General features: G+C 32.9%; 19 protein-coding genes and 1 pseudogene. 5 read left to right on the top strand and 15 right to left on the bottom strand.

Annotation, left to right across the window (positions count from 1 at the left end):
• Position 1 precedes the first annotated feature (1 nt).
• Both MNO09_RS16365 and MNO09_RS16360 read right to left on the bottom strand, forming a co-directional pair.
• Complete coding sequence (locus MNO09_RS16365; RefSeq protein ID WP_000447756.1) at positions 2–310, bottom strand: YxcD family protein; 309 nt, start codon at positions 308–310, stop codon at positions 2–4.
• The gene (locus MNO09_RS16360; RefSeq protein WP_000914488.1) at positions 298–747 is read right to left on the bottom strand and encodes a hypothetical protein; all 450 of its coding nucleotides are present in this window, start codon (positions 745–747) and stop codon (positions 298–300) included. Before MNO09_RS16360 ends, MNO09_RS16365 begins: the two co-directional genes overlap by 13 nt.
• A gap of 259 nt (positions 748–1,006) precedes the next feature.
• On the opposite strand from MNO09_RS16360, the gene MNO09_RS16355 reads away from it, so the two are divergent.
• Complete coding sequence (locus tag MNO09_RS16355; RefSeq protein ID WP_000447228.1) at positions 1,007–1,771, top strand: DUF1836 domain-containing protein; 765 nt, start codon at positions 1,007–1,009, stop codon at positions 1,769–1,771.
• Positions 1,772–1,962: 191 nt separating this feature from the next.
• Here the strand turns inward: MNO09_RS16355 and MNO09_RS16350 are convergent, their stop codons facing one another.
• On the bottom strand, positions 1,963–3,363 hold the full coding sequence (locus MNO09_RS16350) for an HD domain-containing protein (RefSeq protein WP_070168885.1): 1,401 nt from the start codon (positions 3,361–3,363) through the stop codon (positions 1,963–1,965).
• Between the two features lie 277 nt (positions 3,364–3,640).
• Here MNO09_RS16350 and uptA point away from each other — a divergent pair, with 277 nt between their 5' ends.
• Both uptA and MNO09_RS16340 read left to right on the top strand, forming a co-directional pair.
• Entirely contained in the window at positions 3,641–4,246 is a 606-nt protein-coding gene (gene uptA / locus MNO09_RS16345) for an undecaprenyl phosphate transporter UptA (RefSeq protein ID WP_064475528.1), read from the top strand.
• Between the two features lie 171 nt (positions 4,247–4,417).
• Entirely contained in the window at positions 4,418–4,642 is a 225-nt protein-coding gene (locus MNO09_RS16340; protein ID WP_000558687.1) for a hypothetical protein, read from the top strand.
• A gap of 39 nt (positions 4,643–4,681) precedes the next feature.
• On the opposite strand, the gene dltD is transcribed toward MNO09_RS16340, so the two are convergent.
• From dltD to MNO09_RS16300, 8 genes and pseudogenes are all read right to left on the bottom strand, one after another.
• Positions 4,682–5,863: a D-alanyl-lipoteichoic acid biosynthesis protein DltD gene (dltD, locus tag MNO09_RS16335; protein ID WP_000782287.1), complete on the bottom strand. Its 1,182-nt coding sequence runs from the start codon at positions 5,861–5,863 to the stop codon at positions 4,682–4,684.
• A 333-nt stretch (positions 5,864–6,196) separates the two neighbouring features.
• A complete protein-coding gene (locus MNO09_RS16330; protein WP_000758263.1) occupies positions 6,197–7,819 on the bottom strand; it encodes a peptide ABC transporter substrate-binding protein in 1,623 nt (540 codons plus the stop codon).
• Between the two features lie 20 nt (positions 7,820–7,839).
• Positions 7,840–8,841, bottom strand: a complete 1,002-nt coding sequence (locus tag MNO09_RS16325; protein WP_000755434.1) for a C40 family peptidase — start codon at positions 8,839–8,841, stop codon at positions 7,840–7,842.
• 39 nt (positions 8,842–8,880) lie between these two features.
• Positions 8,881–9,942 carry a dipeptide epimerase gene (locus tag MNO09_RS16320; RefSeq protein ID WP_116480653.1) on the bottom strand — a complete coding sequence of 354 codons (1,062 nt, stop codon included), beginning with the start codon at positions 9,940–9,942 and terminating at the stop codon, positions 8,881–8,883.
• A gap of 154 nt (positions 9,943–10,096) precedes the next feature.
• Complete coding sequence (locus tag MNO09_RS16315) at positions 10,097–10,423, bottom strand: DUF3870 domain-containing protein (RefSeq protein ID WP_000271317.1); 327 nt, start codon at positions 10,421–10,423, stop codon at positions 10,097–10,099.
• Positions 10,424–10,682: 259 nt separating this feature from the next.
• Positions 10,683–11,039: an FtsB family cell division protein gene (locus MNO09_RS16310; RefSeq protein WP_001228713.1), complete on the bottom strand. Its 357-nt coding sequence runs from the start codon at positions 11,037–11,039 to the stop codon at positions 10,683–10,685.
• A gap of 394 nt (positions 11,040–11,433) precedes the next feature.
• A complete protein-coding gene (locus tag MNO09_RS16305) occupies positions 11,434–12,030 on the bottom strand; it encodes a DJ-1/PfpI family protein (protein WP_088107292.1) in 597 nt (198 codons plus the stop codon).
• Between the two features lie 17 nt (positions 12,031–12,047).
• Positions 12,048–12,110 (bottom strand): annotated as a pseudogene (locus tag MNO09_RS16300) (ankyrin repeat domain-containing protein); the annotation flags it as partial.
• A gap of 170 nt (positions 12,111–12,280) precedes the next feature.
• Between MNO09_RS16300 and MNO09_RS16295 the strand changes: the two are divergent.
• Positions 12,281–12,712, top strand: a complete 432-nt coding sequence (locus MNO09_RS16295) for a cytidine deaminase (RefSeq protein WP_000939247.1) — start codon at positions 12,281–12,283, stop codon at positions 12,710–12,712.
• Positions 12,713–12,972: 260 nt separating this feature from the next.
• Here the strand turns inward: MNO09_RS16295 and MNO09_RS16290 are convergent, their stop codons facing one another.
• The 3 genes from MNO09_RS16290 to MNO09_RS16280 form a co-directional block, all read right to left on the bottom strand.
• Positions 12,973–13,203, bottom strand: coding sequence for a hypothetical protein (locus tag MNO09_RS16290; RefSeq protein WP_000789031.1), 231 nt, complete (start codon positions 13,201–13,203; stop codon positions 12,973–12,975).
• Positions 13,204–13,577: 374 nt separating this feature from the next.
• Positions 13,578–13,841 (bottom strand): hypothetical protein, encoded by a 264-nt coding sequence (locus MNO09_RS16285; protein WP_000409900.1) that lies wholly within the window; start codon positions 13,839–13,841, stop codon positions 13,578–13,580.
• Between the two features lie 202 nt (positions 13,842–14,043).
• Entirely contained in the window at positions 14,044–14,808 is a 765-nt protein-coding gene (locus MNO09_RS16280; protein ID WP_000490930.1) for a class I SAM-dependent methyltransferase, read from the bottom strand.
• A gap of 194 nt (positions 14,809–15,002) precedes the next feature.
• Here MNO09_RS16280 and MNO09_RS16275 point away from each other — a divergent pair, with 194 nt between their 5' ends.
• Complete coding sequence (locus MNO09_RS16275; RefSeq protein WP_097860265.1) at positions 15,003–15,284, top strand: hypothetical protein; 282 nt, start codon at positions 15,003–15,005, stop codon at positions 15,282–15,284.
• A gap of 62 nt (positions 15,285–15,346) precedes the next feature.
• On the opposite strand, the gene MNO09_RS16270 is transcribed toward MNO09_RS16275, so the two are convergent.
• On the bottom strand, positions 15,347–17,152 hold the full coding sequence (locus MNO09_RS16270; protein WP_088107293.1) for a Xaa-Pro dipeptidyl-peptidase: 1,806 nt from the start codon (positions 17,150–17,152) through the stop codon (positions 15,347–15,349).
• Positions 17,153–17,281: the final 129 nt, after the last annotated feature.

Genomic DNA, 17,281 nt, shown 5'->3' with positions numbered 1-17,281 from the left:
TCTACTCATTTGAGTTATTAAACTTTGCTAATGCGTAAATGCCTTCTTCATCGTCTAATTCAAGTTGTAACCTTGCTGCAAATGAATTGACATTATATTCTCTATCAAGCAATAAGCGTAGTGCTTCGATTAAGTTCGCTTGAATTAAAATTTGTTTGCGACCATTTACCTCTACTTCAGCAGAGAAACCATAGTCATCGTCATACATTAATTCAACTAAAACTTCTTCTGGACCAACTTGTCTTTTTTCAGCGATATATACGCAAAGTGCATTTATTAATTCTTGTTCAGAAATTTTTATTGTTTCCATGCTACTTCATCTGCCTTTTTCTTACGTTGATCTTTGAAGTATTTAAATGCACGAACTGCTAACATTACGATACCAGCCATTACTAACATATTTACCATAAACGCTAATACAGAACCAAGAGCTCCCATATTTGCAAATAAGCTACCCATTAGTAAACCACCAAGACCACCTAGTAATAAACCTTTCATAAAGCTTCCTTTATTACTTTTTGGTGCTGTGTTTGTTGCTTTGTTTTTTGAATCTGTTGTTGTTTTTTGTGAATTCACGTTAGTATCTTTTTTGTTCAAATCAACTTTTGACTTTTGACCAGAACTTGGTGTGTATGATTTTTTACCAGATTTGTAACTCTTCGCTGCTGCGTGATCTACAAACATGAAGCTACTAGCTCCAAAGATAACCATGAATGCTGTCATGACTGCTACAAGTTTTTTCAACATATTATATCCATTCTCCTTTTATATAGATATATGTGAAATCTACCTTTCTAGTAAATTCAGAATGATAGATTTGTTTTTAAAAACATTTTAAAGGTTCTTATGAACTTATTATATGAACTTTTGTCGAAATATGCAAGCATTATTTACTTACAACAGTTTGGTGACAAAGGAAAAATTAAGCAAAACAGAATTGACTTTAAATGAAACAAAACATATTATAGGTTCATAAGAACTTTTTAATATTTTTGGAGGTGAAAAGATGGAAACATTTCATCTCACACGAAACGAAATGGCTACCCTTCTTCTATCTTTAAGAGGATGGAATACGAAAAAGCCTCTCGGTATTTTACAAGAAGCGTGGGCAAAGTCACATAAAAAAGATATTGAAAGCGGACAAAGCGTAACTGCTTTTATTACTACCGCACTTTCACCTATTTTTGAAAAACTGATTAAAATTGATGATACAGACGTCGGTTTTTCATTAAATGAAATAGTTGCGCTTGGAAATCAGATTGAAAATACAAGTTTCTCAGTAACGGCCATGCAAAACTGGGTAAAACGAGATATTAAAGAAATGATTGGCTCCCCTCAAAAAGGGAAAAAATATTCAATTGAACAAGCAGCCTTACTATTCATTGTCGAAGATTTAAAAACAGCACTTGATTTTGAATCCATTCGTAAGCTATTACGCCTTATCGTAAATGACCCAGCCGATCGAAGTGATGACTTAATCAATCCTGTTCATTTATATGGAGCATACTCTTCCCTATTTGAAGAACTCAATCAAGGGAATTGCTTACAACTAAATGCAACAGATACAGTTCATACAATTGAAAACATCGTAAAAGAAAAAGCTGATAAAATCGCAAGCAAGTTCGATCAGGTTAACAACGAACAACGTGAAGCAATTCGTAACGCTATTATTATTGCGACACTTTCTGTACATACCGCTTATGTACAAATGTTAGCGAAACGTTACGTAACAGCAACTTTATTTTTACAAAATTTAGAAGTGAAACCGTAAAAAATAGGAGCAGAAATGCTTCTATTTTTTTATAATGAAAACAAGTATCCACCTGTCCTAATATATAACAGGTGGATACTTGTTTTTCTAGGTATTAATTATGAAAAATCATAAGCGCCTATTATTAATTCAAAAATGATTATTTCATTCTATTAAATTCCGGAAAAATTTTCTCGATAAATTTAATTCCTTCATCTTTGTAACTCTTTACAAATTTCGATTTGAGCTTTTGAACTATTAGCAAAACTTAACCAATCCTGTCTCACATTACTAATGTTTTCAGTTACCAAAAGTTCAATGATATCTAGATGTGAAACATTCGTTGTTATCGGTTTATTTATACCATTAACTTTGGCACCTGACATATACTTAGCAATCTCAGGGTTTAATGCGAAAGCAAAATCAATTACAGTAGAACCTTGCGGTAAGTTCACGGAATCTAACTTAGGAGTAAATGCTACAATGTTATCTTGGAATAGTTCATATGATACTAAATCATAAAATTCAATCGCATCTTGAGTTACTAGATCATTTGTCTTAATAAAATGATCCATCAATTTATGAATTATATTTTGCATATCCTTATCAGTTATACTTTTTGTAAGAATATGAAATACCCCTTTATCTCGTATCTCCTGATTTATTTTTGTTTCAATACATATCATTATTTCATGGTTATTGATTACCACTTTGGTCTTTAAGTATTTGTTTAATACATCACGTTCAATTGCTATATTATCTTCAAATTGATATGGAATTGGTTTGTATAGCTGATGTATAATTCCTAATATTTTATAACAGTCTAAATTATTTGAGGCCGTGATAATTATTTTTGACACTGCTGTAATGTCTTGAATATCTTGGAGACGAGAATAAGCTGTATAAATAGGGCTTACTTCATAGTCAACTTCAAATATTAAAGATGTATTTAAAAAAGTATTTATATCTTGCATTATATTTTGAGACAAATCCTCTAACAACTTAACATACTTTTGTAAAAGAATTTTCATTCCCTTATATTTAGAATAATTAAGATAAAAAAAGCCTAAATCTTCTAACTCGTGTTGAATATGAAATATCCCTAGCCTTTTACAAATCGGAGCGAAAATTTTGAGTGTTTCATTTGCATAAGGAATTTGTTTCTTTACAGCTTTCACCTGTAAAGTTCTCATGTTATGTAGACGATCTATCACTTTAATAATAGCTACTCTTATATCTCCTTGCGTAGCTAACAATAATTTCTTTAAGTTTATTGCTTCATACTCTTCTTTATTAGGGATTTGTTTTTTATCAATTTTAGTTAACCCTTCTACAATATCAGCCACTTTTTTACCGAATATATCACGTATATACTCAATTGTATAATCTGTATCCTCCACCACATCATGTAATAATGCTGCAACTAAAGTTATAATATCTGCCTTACAATCTAACAAAATTTCTGTAACTGCAAATGGATGAGTAATATACGGCTCACCTGAAACGCGAAATTGTCCTTCATGAGCTTTCTCGGAAACTAATATAGCTTTATGTAGTTGTTCTAATTCTGCTTTATGTAGATATGAGGCCTTTTCTAATAATTCCTTTTTCATATTTTCACCTTCATCATGTTAATTTTCTATAAAAATTTTATTAACATTATAATTCGTTTTTTGAAAGTGAAGTACCTGTCTAAGTGATAAGAGAATATTTATTATCTCTTCATGAAAACTGGGCTTATATCCTTTACTAAACTACTAATGCAAGACATAAAAGAATTGAAATAGCAATCCCCTATATAAATAAGGTATAATCTACATATAGTGAACCTTTTACATTGTTAAATAAAGGGACATTTATTCAAAAATACATAAACTAGAAGGTGCAACAATGGTAAGTAGTTTTATTCATTCAGTATTAACGTTTTTTGAAGGATTAGGTTATTGGGGCATTATGCTTGGTCTAATGATTGAGATTATTCCAAGTGAAATCGTCCTTGCTTATGCGGGATTCTTAGTATTCAATGGTAGTATCTCATTTGTAGGCGCCGTTGTATTCGGTACAATTGGCGGCGTTATTGCTCAAATCTTTATTTATTGGCTTGGACGATACGGTGGACGACCTATATTAGAACGATACGGAAAATATATTTTCATTCATAAAAAACATATAGATGCAGCTGAAGATTGGTTTAACCGTTACGGGACTGGTGTAATTTTCACTGCACGCTTTATTCCAGTAGTACGTCATGCGATTTCAATTCCTGCTGGTATTACAAAAATGCCATTATTACGTTTCACTACATTAACAGCACTTGCAATCATCCCTTGGTCTATCATTTTCATTTATTTAGGTGAAAAACTAGGTCAAAATTGGGAGAATATTAATGATATTGCTGGGCCATATGTGAAATCATTCGCAATTGGCGGTGTCATACTCGTTCTTTTATACTTCATCATTAAAAAATGGACAAAAAAACGTAAAAATCTTGCTTAAGATAATAAATAAAAACCGCTATACATTCATTACGAACTATAGCGGTTTTTTATGTTTAAATTGACTAATCTGTAGAAATTACAAGAAAACCCTTCAGTTTAACATTTACATGGATAAGCAACACTTCACTCGTCCATTTCGTATATTATCTCAAAAAGGAGTGATTCCCCTATGCATTGGCAACAAAAAATACTATACTTAATCGGACGCCCTATCGGCATTTCTTTCATGAACGGGCAAGGAACTTCTGGTGTATTATGTTCAATACATGATGGTCAATTATATGTGTATGAATACCTTTATCAAGCTCAATTCGCAATGAAGCATTATGATTTTAGACAAATTCAAGATATACATGCCTTTCCGAATTGCCCACATCAAAATCCTCTGTACTAAAAAAAGGAACAGCTTATAGCCGTTCCTTTTTCTCCACACTTATTTTTCAGTATAAAAGTTATGCACTGCTTCATCAAAGTAAATCCAGCCTTTCCAACCTAAATGAATTGTATCTTTTAAGAAATACTTATCATATTCATGGCCAGAAAAATCAACTACTGGGTATCCTGCTTTCTCAACTTGTTCCCGAACTTTTTTATAATACACTTCGCGGCGTTCTTTAGGGAAACCAGCGTAATCATACCACGGTCCATTTACAGGTACAGAAATGAATAGTGGCTTAACATTTTTCTCTTTAAATATATTTAAAACAATTTGTAAGTCATCATATTCTGGTGATTCTTCATATGATTCATTTGCTCTAAAGTTTTTTAAACCTTTTAATTTTTTCTTCAAATTATGTTTATAGTAATACGGATTTTCAATTCCGAATGTGTTTGTAGTAGATTCCAATTTCCCTTCTTCTTCTGCATGTTTACGTGCATCTACCCAAGATATTGAACGTAGTCCCATATTAGTTTTTTCTTTCATCGGTTCAATCTTAAATAAAGAGTTAAATAAATCTCTATGATCTAATATATTTCGATGCATATAAGCAAGTGGTTTAACTAAACCTGCTTTTATGTTATGTTTCGTATCATTATATACAATACCTTCTAATGAATGCTTTAATATATCATCTTTTTGAACAACTTTATAGTCTAATAGTCGTTTCGCAATTTGCTTCTTCATTTCAGCATTTATTTCATCATTTAAAATAAAATGATATGCTTGTTGCTTAGAGAAATTGTTCGTAAAATCCCCTTGTGATACCCCAGTCTTTGTAAACCATTGTGGTGATAGAACAAAGACTACTTTTTTACCTTCTAACTCATCCATTGTAGACGTCATATTTAATATATGAGCTAAACTTTGCGTACCGCCAATCCCCATTAAATATGGTGTAAAACCTGCGGGATTTACTTTAAAGTAATTAGACGGATGATATGCATCCATTCGTAAAAATTCAGATGAACCATACATCGGTAAATACTGCGAATTCTCTAACATTTTTTGCTGTAAGAAAACACTTTGCAATTTTTCTTTTTGTAAGGAAGTTGCCGCATCTTCTACCTTCTTATCACTAATAAGTGATACTAAACTTTTCGATGGGATGAGTATGATAATGAAAAAAAACACACACGCTAAAATTATGGGACCAAAAGCATGCTTCATTTTCATCGTCTCTTCCTCTTTCTATCGCTATTAAATTGTAACCCTTGTTTTTGACACGCCATCATTTCTCTCCTTTTTCTCTATACATGTTCCATTCTATTTATCTATTATATACATGTATGTATTTCTTTCCTTGTTCTATTAAGTCCTATATAAATAACACAAGAAAATGTTTCCATAGAAACACGTTAATTATACAAGATTCTACATAAATTTCACACTGGAATTTTACTAATAATTTTATTTTTAAGACATGAAAAAATATATAAAATGTCTCTACATTTGAAACTGTACAAAAAAACAGACTATCACATACGTGAAGTCTGTTTTTCTATACTTTTATTTTTGTACATCTGCCCATTTTAAACTTGTAGCTGGACCGAATTGATGTACATATAAATCTTTCACATATGGCTTTTGTAAGTATGATAATCCGCGCTGGAATACCGGTGCAATTACTGCATCATCCAGTAACGTTTTCTCAGCATCTTGCATTGCTTTCCAACGAGCTTTTTCATCATTACCTAATTCTGTTTTAATCTTCTTAATTAACGCATCATATTCTGGGTTTGCATATTCTGTATTGTTCACACTACTTCCAGAAAGGAATACTTCTAAGTATGTCATTGGATCTGGATAATCCGGTAACCAGCGTGATAATGACATTTCATATTCTTTCTTCTTCTCTAGCGCTAGCTTTTGCGTATGTGGTTGTAATTTTACATTTACCTTTAAGCCTGGTAAGTTTTTCTCTAGCTGTTCTTTAATGTACTCTCCTACTTTCTTAAAGTTTTCCAAATCATAGTTTAATAACTCAAGCGTTACTTCATTTGTACCAGTCTCTTGCTTCGCCTTTTCCCAATATTCTTTCGCCTGTTTTACATCAGTTTTATTAAACTCACCTGCTGTACTTCTAAAATCTTTTTTATCTGGACCTTTTAAAAATCCTTTTGGTACGTAATAGTTAGCAGCAACCGAACCATCATTTAAAAATGAATTCGCAAGTCCTTTCTTATCAAACACTGTACTTAGCGCAAGACGTGCATTTTTATTTTTAAGAATCGGTACATTTTCATTGAATCGGAAGAAGTACATAACCGGATCTGTATATTGTTTTAGCTCTTTATTATTTTTATATTTATCGACGAATTCTGTAGAAATGACAGCTCTATCAACTTTATCTGTTTCATATAAATTTACCGCAGTTGAAATTTCTTTAACAATTTGATAGTTTACTTCATCTAGCTTCACTTCTTTTCTATCCCAATACTTATCGTTTTTCTTCATTGTAAAGCTTGCTTCATGCTTCCACTCTGATAATGTAAATGGCCCGTTATACACCGCTTTATTTGCTTCTAATCCGTACTTATCGCCCTGCTCTTTCGCATATTTTTCGTTAATTGGATAGAAGGACGGTAAAATAAGTAATTTCGTAAAATACGGCACTGGATGTTCTAGTTCTACAACGAATGTTTTATCATCCGTCGCTTTCACTCCTAATTCCTCTAACCCTAATTGTTTCTTATTTATTTTCTCCGCATTTTTCACATCGTACGCAATGTATGCATATTGAGAAGCAGTATCCGGATTAATAAGCTGCTTCCAAGCGTATACGTAATCTTGTGCTGTTACTGGATCTCCGTTAGACCATTTCGCTTCACGCAAGTGGAATGTATATGTTTTTCCATCTTTACTTACTTCATATTTTTGTGCTCCAGCCTCAATCACTTCATCATTTTTCGATAAACGAAATAATCCTTCCATTACGTTATTTAAAACGTTAAATGATACTGCATCTGTTACTTTCCCTGAATTTAATGAAGGAATTTCACCAGTTTCTAGTAACTGTAATACTTTCTTCTCATCTTTCGGCTTTGTCGTTGTTTTTTCTTTTGCGCATCCTACTAAAAATGAAGAAACTAATAGAGTACTAACTAATGAGTAACGAACAACTTTTTTCATTTGAAAACCCCCTCTATTTTTTAAGGTAAGTAACGACGAGCACCAGCGTATTCTTCTATATATCCTGGTGTATTTAGCGGTATAATCTCTACAGATCTTTCAGCTCTTGGTGAGTGAATCATATTTCCGTCACCAATATACATAGCAACATGGTGAACACTACCTTTTCCTTGATCATGTGCAAAGAAGATTAAATCGCCTTTTTGTAAATTTTCTTTATCAATTGCAATTCCATTTCTCGATTGCGGACCAGAATCTCGCGGAATAGTAATACCGTGCGATTTATAAATCGTATGTGTAAATCCAGAACAATCAAATCCAAAACCACTCGTACCAGCCCATATATACGGTAATCCTAAAAACATTTTTCCAGTGTTTATTAAATCATCAGCCGCCGGAGTTGGAATATCATTTTGAGAACGGTAAACCGTTCCATCATTTTTTCGTAGCCAAGCTTTCTGTCCGTTTGGTAACAACACGCGGTACGAAATTGTATCTTCACTAAGTAGCGGCAGTCGCGTATTATAACTCACTTCAAGCGATTTATGTTTTTCAGAAGGATTAATATACAAAATAGCTGTCGGTTTCGTTACTAATACGAAAGGTTCATTTGTTTTATCTGCAAATTCTTGATTATATGTTAATTGTTTTTCAGGCATCCATCCCGGGTAACCTTCTTCGTTTCGTGGTGTTGGTTGACCATGGACTAACACTTTCACCCAGTCGCCTTTTTTATCAACAACCGTTACTTCTTGACCTAATAGTGCTTGCGTTTCTAATTTATTTGCATCTGTTAACCAAAGTTTCTCGTCAAGCGTCATCGATTTCGTCCACTTCCATAAATCAACTGGATTTGTAGCGCTCGGTACATCTATTGGCCGTAATGAATCAGGCGCAGTCCAAAGTGTTGCGGCAGATACATCGATAAACGCTTTACTATCTTTCTTCTCTTCAGCATTTGCTGATGTAAACGATGAAAATATAAATAAAGTTGTTAAAAATGCAGTTCCTACTTTTTTCATACATATCCCCCTTAAAAGATAGTTTACTAGTCTCTTCTCCTAAGATTTACTATTCACTGTCGATTGAAGGTTTACCTTTGACCCTGAATACGTCATTCCTTCCGGTTCTTCCATTAACCAAAGCGGTGCATCAAGATCGAAGTAATGAATATTAGGATGGGCAGCTGCTAAATGGGCTACAGCGCTAACAGAAAGTGAAGATTCCATCATACTTCCGACCATACATTTTACGCCAGCTGTTTCGGCAATATCGGCAATACGCCACGCTTCACGTATGCCACCACATTTCATTAATTTAATATTAATTAAGTCTGCATATCCTCCTTGAATGATTTTCAATGCATCACGCGCTGAAAATATGCTTTCATCTGCCATAATGGGCGTTTGTACATGATCTTTGACATACTTTAACCCATCCCAATCTTTCGCATGAACAGGTTGTTCAATAAACTCGATATTTAAATTACGATTTTCCATCTCTTTAATGATCGTAACCGCTTCTTTTCGGTTCCACCCTTGATTTGCATCTAATCGTAACGTCGTATTTTTTGGTATACTATTTCGAATTGCTTCAATACGTTCTAAATCTAAATGAGCAGATTTTCCCACTTTAATTTTTAAAGTTTGAAATCCTTTTTCTACATGTTGCTTTGCCTCTTTCGCCATAATAAAAGGCTCATCTACACTCACCGTAATATCTGTATAAATTTCTTTCTTCCCGCCTAATAATGCGTAAAGTGGAACGTTTTGGTGTTGACAATACACATCATATAAAGCGATATCTACCGCCGCTTTCGCACTTGGGTTTCCAATACAACTCATTTGAATGTGCTGCAGTAACTGCTGAAATTGAATGATATCTTGACCAATTAAACAGGAACGCATCGGTCCTAAAATTGCTTCTTCAATCCCGTTAGCGAAATCCCCCGTAATAACTGGTGTTGCGGTTGCAGCACCCTTCCCAACAATTCCTTCATCTGTATAAATATATACATCTATACTTTCTATTTCGGTTACGGTACGAAGCGCCGTTTTAAACGGTGTATGAAGATTTACACGTCTACGATTTACTTTTACATCGGTAATTTTCATATTGTTCATCCTTTCGTTGTCTGACAAAGTGGAACCTTAATCCCCAAAAAATAATTAATTTTTTGGGAGCAATAAATCTCCTCTTTCGCTTACTTTTCATGTAGGAAGTTAATGTGAAATAAAAAAATCCAGCCATAAGAAGATTCTTATGGCTGGATTTTGTCTAGGAATGGGTAGACAAAGCAGCGATTTGATTATATTTTTTCTGTGCATCTTTTAATGCTACAAGTAGTGCTTTTTGAGACGAACCGAAGTATCTATTTTTTATTTCAGTTACCAATAGTGGATCATTAATATTTTTATGTAGAAACAAATATTTAACGAATTGAGATGTTAACGCAATTGTCGCTGAGCAATCTGCATCTACAATTTCCCCTGTCTCCTTAACAAGTACAAACGCTACAAAATAACTTTTGAACTTTTCGGTAATAGGATTATTTTGAGGTGCTTTCGCATCCCCTACGATATAAATTGTATTTGAAGCGTACACAGCTACCTTCCTTTCTAATACGGGATAACGGTTTTCTTAATAGTCGTATGAGTGATAAACTCAACGTTGATTAAAAAATGTATCCGCTTACCTTGTATTATAATACAATTGACAGAATTTTAACAACATTTATTTCGGTGTATATTCCATAATTATAAAAACAGCTCAAACTCTTCATTTTTACAATATGTGATTGTTACTTGTACCATGCCATTCATACATGAAAAAACAGCTAGCAATCGCTAACTGCTCTATTACACTACTTCGGCAACACAAATATAGTTTCATTTGACTTAGAAAATTGATATTCTTTTCTCGCAAACTTCAAAATTTCTTCCTCATCGTCTGTTAAATTTTCTATGTTAGTCTTTAAAGAATCCTGATCTTTCTTTAAAGAGACCAATTGTTTTTTTTGATTCGTTATTGTATCTTTTTTTTCTACGATTATTTCTTGTTGTTTCGTTAAAATAAATTGAACGTACAAAGTAGTCGCCGCAATAAATATAAACATGAATATAAATCTTCTTAGTTTTTTCTTATTAATTGCTCGCTTCTCATTAGGCTGTGATAGTTGCTCTTCTATATTAGGAACATTTATTCGCTTGAGTTTCCTCATTATGAAATCCCCCTAACACATATATTTTCACTACCCTCGGCATAATCCCTTACTAACTTTAATTCTATTCTTATAAAATAAGCTCCTTCACAAAAATATCTCACAAATTAACCAATTAAAGATAGCATTCGACGACATTTCCATATTTACTTTGAATTTTTTTATGTATGCTGCCATAAAATAGTAGTTTCTGTTATTCTTTTTCTACTATTGTAGAAGAGTTTTTTTACATACGAAATTTCTCCTCGTTTTAACATGCTTACAAGGAGAAAAAAGCTGCATTTTCGTACATTCGATACTATCGTTTCAGAACTAAGATTTGGAGCATAAATTATCTGTAATGGAACTTACCTATATACATTCAATATAATAAAAAAAGCCCAAATCGGGCTTTTTAATTTTGTAAGTCAATATCATATTCCATGCTTTTTGCTGTTTCCTCAGCAATCTCCACACCTAACAAATTTTTTACAATGTGAAATGACATGTTAATACCAGCTGAAATACCTGCAGATGTAATAATGTGTCCTTCATCTACAAATTTCACATCCTCCATAACTTCTACATTCGGAAAATCACCTTTGAAAGTTTGAATACTAGCCCAATGCGTTGTTGCTTTTAAGCCTTCCAATAAACCGGCTTTCGCAAGTAATAGCGCACCCGTACAAACTGAAGTCATTAGCTTTACTTCCTTCATTTGCTGACGAACCCAATTTATTATAATATCATTTTGCACTTCATTTTCCCTAACACCTTTACCACCTGGAATGATTAAAATATCAATTGGTGGTAAATCTTCAATACTATAATCCGGTTTTACCTTTAATCCATTTCTTGCTGTAAGCATTTCTCCATTTTGGCTAACTGTATAAACAGTAAATGGTTTTTCTTCATCCGCTTCGGTTACAGAAAAAACTTCAAATGGCCCAGCAAAGTCTAACACTTCTACCTCGTTAAATAAAAATATGCCTACACTCCATTTATTTATCATACGTTCACTTCCTGTTTTTAATGTTTTAAAAGGTGCTCGTATCCTTTTTCTAATGCAATATCATATGCTATTCTCTCATCTTTCAAAATATTTAAGTATACTCTTCTATATGTTCTATTAATTACTATATTTTCCTGTCAAAACGACAGTTTACATAATAATATTATATCTTCAATTTCCATCTTTTGTTTTAAATATTAAAATTTTCTGTTAAAATAGCGGTAATTATGTTTAATAAGGAGGAGAAATTATGTTACAAATAATACCTTTAAATAGTGAGGACTATGATTTAATTACATCTGCTGAAAAAGTAATTGAAAAAAACTATAAATATGGCCGTCATCATATCGGTTCCGCTGTACGTACTAAAACAGGTAATATTTATGCAGCAGTGCATGTTGAAGCGAATGTTGGAAGAATTACAGTGTGTGGTGAAGCTATGGCGATTGGAAAATCTATTTCAGAAGGCGATCATGAATTTGATACCATTGTAGCAGTTGCTCACCCACACCCTCATGAAGACATAGAAAAATGTTGGGTTGTTGCTCCGTGTGGTATGTGTCGAGAATTAATAAGTGATTACGGAAAAAATACAAACGTTATACTTTCTTATAATGGTGAACTTGTAAAATGTAACGTAATGGAATTATTACCTGAAAAGTACACAAGTGAAGTAGAATAATCATTCCTGTTTTCCATTCATCAAATAATATTATTCCAATAAAAAAACAATCCATTTTTAAAATGGATTGTTTTTTTATTTCTTTTTTATGCAGTTTATTTTATTTTTCTATTCTTATTACTGATAGGATTATCATTAATAAAAATGAAATTCAAATATTTAAGTACGTATCGGGCGCGTTTTTCATTTGAAAATTAAAATTCTATTTCTCCTTACATTCGAAAAATATCAATATAAATTCTCTAAAATAAGCAGTCTTATCATACTAATCTATAACAATTCTGTCTTCTTCCTTTACCTGTTTCCTTTAACACATATGATTTTAAAACAAGCGCTGTTAATGAATCCGTTAATGTTTTATATGATAAATTAGATAACGCTAATAGATCGTTCGTATATAACATTCTATGCTTCTCTAATAATAATAGTACTAATCGTTCAGACGGTTTTAATGCCTCATCACTTTCTAGTATAAAGTCTATATTTTTCATTTCTCTAAATTGTTACTCCTTATATAAAAAAATACTTGCACGACTAATTTAATATAAAAATAATACACAACAAGATTTGAAGTATATTAAAATAACATCTTTTCGAAACACTATTATACTATAACATAGAAAAAGCATTTCCCGAAATAGGAAATGCTTTTTTATATTGCTTTTATGTTTCTTCCAAACTTATATTATAATTCGAATTCTTATCCGTACAATTCCCTTCCAATTTTCGCTAGTCATCCCGATGTATTTGTAATAAATCAAGTTCCTCTAAAATGATTTAAAGAAATAAAAACGGTTAGTCTATCATGCTCTAAACATGAATGACGAACCGTTTTCCAGCTTCTTCTCAATTAACGCGTTCTACCTTAAATATTTCTTGCGATATGCGGTTTACTGTAATGACTTGTTCCACCGCCGCCTACTACTACTTTACCGCCTTTTTCAAATATTAATAATTTACTTGAACCATCTCCAAGAAGGACAATTACTTCAGCATTATTACTTGTCGCTACATAAATTACATAACCACTTTTTGATATACATGTTTCCCAATTTGCATCAAATTCTGATCTTAATACACGATTTGAATACACTTGATTTTCAATTCTTCCTTGTGCTTCCTTTTCCAAATTTATCCCCCTACTCCTCTAAAATATCATTTATAGAAAAATAACAGTTCCATTGAAAAGAGCGACTGTCTTTAATATAAATAGTATATGTAGTTAGTAGAAGAATGCTTGGACAATGAAAACGTAATAACATATAGGTACTATACAATTGAAACAAGACAATCGATACTATATCGACTGCCTTGTTATCATAGATAGTTCTTTATTTTTCGTTTCGCATAGCTTCAAAAGTAAACATTTGATTTGCATTTGACGGTTCATTTTCATAAACATAGTCAGCCGAACAAGTAATGTTAGAGAAACCTATACTTTCTAACAGAATTTTAAACTCGTCTATTCCATACCAGCGCACCGCAAAGCGTTGCAGTTCTGATTGTACTAACTGTCCCTTACTCCATTTTTCATATTTTAAATATGATAGAGTAACTTGGTTCAACCAATCTATTTCAATTGATTTATTTTCTAATGTAATTCCGTCTCCGCTTGGCAAAGAAAAGGTCGATGTATGAACCTCTCCAGTCTTCCAGTCATGCGGAAGCATAATATCTACGATTAAACGCCCGCCTGGATTAAGATGTTCATAAAAACATTTCAATGCGTTTATAGAATCCGCACGATTTTCAATTAAACAAAAGGATCCAGTAGGAATGATAATTGCCTCATATTTATGCGGCAGTGAAAATTGTTGTAAACTTCCTTCATACAAATGAGGATGTAAGCCTCTCTCATTACATCGTATACGGCACGATTCTAGCATTTCAGGTGAATAGTCAATCCCATCCACTTTAAAACCAGCTTCAAGAAGTGGGATGATAACACGCCCTGATCCTACTGCCGCTTCGAGAATTCTTCCTCTACCATTTTTTAAACGTTCTTGGTAATACTCAATATCACCATTTAAAGAATACCCGACAGGCTTTGTGTAATCATAAAGTTCCGTGCAAAGTGTACTATAAAAACTAAACATTTATTTTCTCCTCCGTTTTATACGTACGGAAGATTTTAACTCAATTAATCTTCCTGTACCTTTATTTTTAATAAAAATTCGAAAGAGCTGACTGTCATAATATATCACTCGCTTTCCATACAATATAATTATATTGTATAATATTCCATTCAAAATGAACATACGAAAATTCAGAATTATATTAAAAAGAGGATATGATGAATTCATTAATTGGATTTATTTTTCTTCTTATCACTTTTAATACACTGATTTTCTTTATAGCAAAGAAATATAAACGGATATGGAAAATAGCCAGTGGTATTTTCATACTTTCTTCTCCTGTTGTTTTCTTCGCCACTTTGCACGTAATTGGTGAAAAAGTAGGAGATGGATTCACTGGAGGTTTTGCTGGGCTTACCTTTAGTGGTCTATTGATCATGAATGCAATTTTTTTATTTGTTGTAAGCATTTTTGTATCTACTAATAAAAATTCATAATAAACTCCCCATTTCAAAGTTTAAAGAGCTTACTATGCAGTAAGCTCTTTATTCATAACTATTTATTTCACAATCGGCAATGTTACTTCACTTAATTTTACTGTAAGCTTTGTGCCCGCTTTCGGTCTAATTGTATAATCATAGTCACTAGCGATTAAAATGACCCCTATTTGATGCCCCGCTTTAAATACATAATCATCAGGCTGCATATCCCATGTAAATGTATAATCTTTGCCCGGTTGAATCGCTGTTGAATTTTCTATACTCTTTAAGTTTTGTGGATCCATCCAGCCTCTCGTTACAATTTCCGGCTTTGCTCCACCATAATCAACAAGTAAAGCAGTTAAATTTGATACAGATCGATCAATATTTCCTGTAATTGAAATCTTTGGTGTACCGCTTATACGCGTATCTTTTTGAAGTACAGGCATTGTATACACTAATCGATTGGCTACTTCTAATTCTGGGTTTGCTATTAATTGATTTGATTTCATTTTTGCGTCATCTACGAATGAGAAAACTTTATTTGCAGAGCCCATACTTAATGGAAAATTAACTGCTTTGTTACTTAAATACATACGAACTTTTGACGGTACAGCTGCTGGATCCGGCCAATTTTTTATTTTATCCCAAGTTTTATTTTCACGTTGAACATCAACCATTGGTTCATTCATAATTCCATTTTCAATTCCATACAACCAATAATCGAGCCATTTATTTTGTGTTCTTTGCCAGTCATTCGTTGATGTTCCACCATGTCCACCTTGATGTAACCACATTTTACGAGGAACATTATTTTCTCCAAGTGCATCCCACCATTGCGCGAACTGCTTCGTCTTTACATTCCAATCATTTAAACCATGAACAACAAATACGCTTGCTTTTACATTTTTAGCACCTTTTACATAATTACGTTTATCCCAAAAATCATTATAATTACCAGTTTTTCGGTCTTGTCCAGCTGTTAACTCTTTTATTACTTGTCCGCAAACTTCAGGGTTTTCTCTTGTTAGTACTGCTTCGGCCATATTATCTGTATCTTCTCCTTGGTATCCACCTGGCGCAATGACTGCACCATTTGCACGATAATAATCATACCAACTACTAATCGCTGCGATTGGAATAATTGTTTTTAACCCTTCAACACCAGTCGTCGCAACAGCATTTGGTAACGTACCATTATAAGATACTCCTGTCATCCCTACATTTCCTGTTGACCAATTAGCCTTAACTTCCTCACCATTTTCTGTATATGCTTTCGCACGCCCATTTACCCAATCAATGACAGATTTCGTCCCTAATATTTCTTGCTCATTCCCAGTAGTTGGACATCCGTCTGATTTTCCAGTTCCTATACTTTCACCTAAAATGACTGCATAGCCTCTTGGCACATAATAATTTCCGTATGAACCAAGATTAACAGCTCCATACGGTTTCCCTTCATACGCATACAATTCTTCATCTACATTATATACAGGAACATCTTTTAAGCCAGATCGATATGGACTCATTTCATAAATAACGGGAACTTTCACATTCGAATCAGTTTTTGGACGCATAACTTTTACTGATACACGATCCTTTTTTCCATCTCGATCACTATCAACTTCCGTCTCTACAAATAGATTTTCGATAATTGCTTCATCAAGCGAGTAAATCGGTTTTGTCATCCCATTTTCTAATTCGATCTTCGTATTTGATTGTACTGATTGTACCCCTTCTGAAACTTTCCCATTTAACTTCACATCATTCTCATTTATGTAGTTTGTTTCTTTATTGTCTGCATACGCAGTCATACTAGAAACTCCTGATGTGACTGATAAAGATAAGATTGTTGATAATGTAATTGCTATTTTCTTTTTCCCCATACTTTTTCCTCCCCATATATGTCTCCTTTTACTATACAACAAAATCACAGAAAATTCAGTTTATATCCCATGCAATAACTTGAAAAATTTGTAGAACACTCTTCAAACGAGCTTTCGAGGTTATATATT

This window comes from Bacillus sp. N5-665, assembly GCF_022637375.2.
In the GTDB taxonomy this organism is placed as follows: Bacteria; Bacillota; Bacilli; order Bacillales; family Bacillaceae_G; genus Bacillus_A; species Bacillus_A wiedmannii.
Note: the sequence above shows the minus strand (reverse complement) of the source record. Positions and strands in the feature narration are given on the sequence as shown.

Coding starts and splice junctions, on each gene's coding strand:
- MNO09_RS16365 (WP_000447756.1), bottom strand. CDS start 310: ATGGAAACAATAAAAATTTCTGAACAAGAATTAATAAATGCACTTTGC.
- MNO09_RS16360 (WP_000914488.1), bottom strand. CDS start 747: ATGTTGAAAAAACTTGTAGCAGTCATGACAGCATTCATGGTTATCTTT.
- MNO09_RS16355 (WP_000447228.1), top strand. CDS start 1,007: ATGGAAACATTTCATCTCACACGAAACGAAATGGCTACCCTTCTTCTA.
- MNO09_RS16350 (WP_070168885.1), bottom strand. CDS start 3,363: ATGAAAAAGGAATTATTAGAAAAGGCCTCATATCTACATAAAGCAGAA.
- uptA (WP_064475528.1), top strand. CDS start 3,641: ATGGTAAGTAGTTTTATTCATTCAGTATTAACGTTTTTTGAAGGATTA.
- MNO09_RS16340 (WP_000558687.1), top strand. CDS start 4,418: ATGCATTGGCAACAAAAAATACTATACTTAATCGGACGCCCTATCGGC.
- dltD (WP_000782287.1), bottom strand. CDS start 5,863: ATGAAAATGAAGCATGCTTTTGGTCCCATAATTTTAGCGTGTGTGTTT.
- MNO09_RS16330 (WP_000758263.1), bottom strand. CDS start 7,819: ATGAAAAAAGTTGTTCGTTACTCATTAGTTAGTACTCTATTAGTTTCT.
- MNO09_RS16325 (WP_000755434.1), bottom strand. CDS start 8,841: ATGAAAAAAGTAGGAACTGCATTTTTAACAACTTTATTTATATTTTCA.
- MNO09_RS16320 (WP_116480653.1), bottom strand. CDS start 9,942: ATGAACAATATGAAAATTACCGATGTAAAAGTAAATCGTAGACGTGTA.
- MNO09_RS16310 (WP_001228713.1), bottom strand. CDS start 11,039: ATGAGGAAACTCAAGCGAATAAATGTTCCTAATATAGAAGAGCAACTA.
- MNO09_RS16305 (WP_088107292.1), bottom strand. CDS start 12,030: ATGATAAATAAATGGAGTGTAGGCATATTTTTATTTAACGAGGTAGAA.
- MNO09_RS16295 (WP_000939247.1), top strand. CDS start 12,281: ATGTTACAAATAATACCTTTAAATAGTGAGGACTATGATTTAATTACA.
- MNO09_RS16290 (WP_000789031.1), bottom strand. CDS start 13,203: ATGAAAAATATAGACTTTATACTAGAAAGTGATGAGGCATTAAAACCG.
- MNO09_RS16280 (WP_000490930.1), bottom strand. CDS start 14,808: ATGTTTAGTTTTTATAGTACACTTTGCACGGAACTTTATGATTACACA.
- MNO09_RS16275 (WP_097860265.1), top strand. CDS start 15,003: ATGATGAATTCATTAATTGGATTTATTTTTCTTCTTATCACTTTTAAT.
- MNO09_RS16270 (WP_088107293.1), bottom strand. CDS start 17,152: ATGGGGAAAAAGAAAATAGCAATTACATTATCAACAATCTTATCTTTA.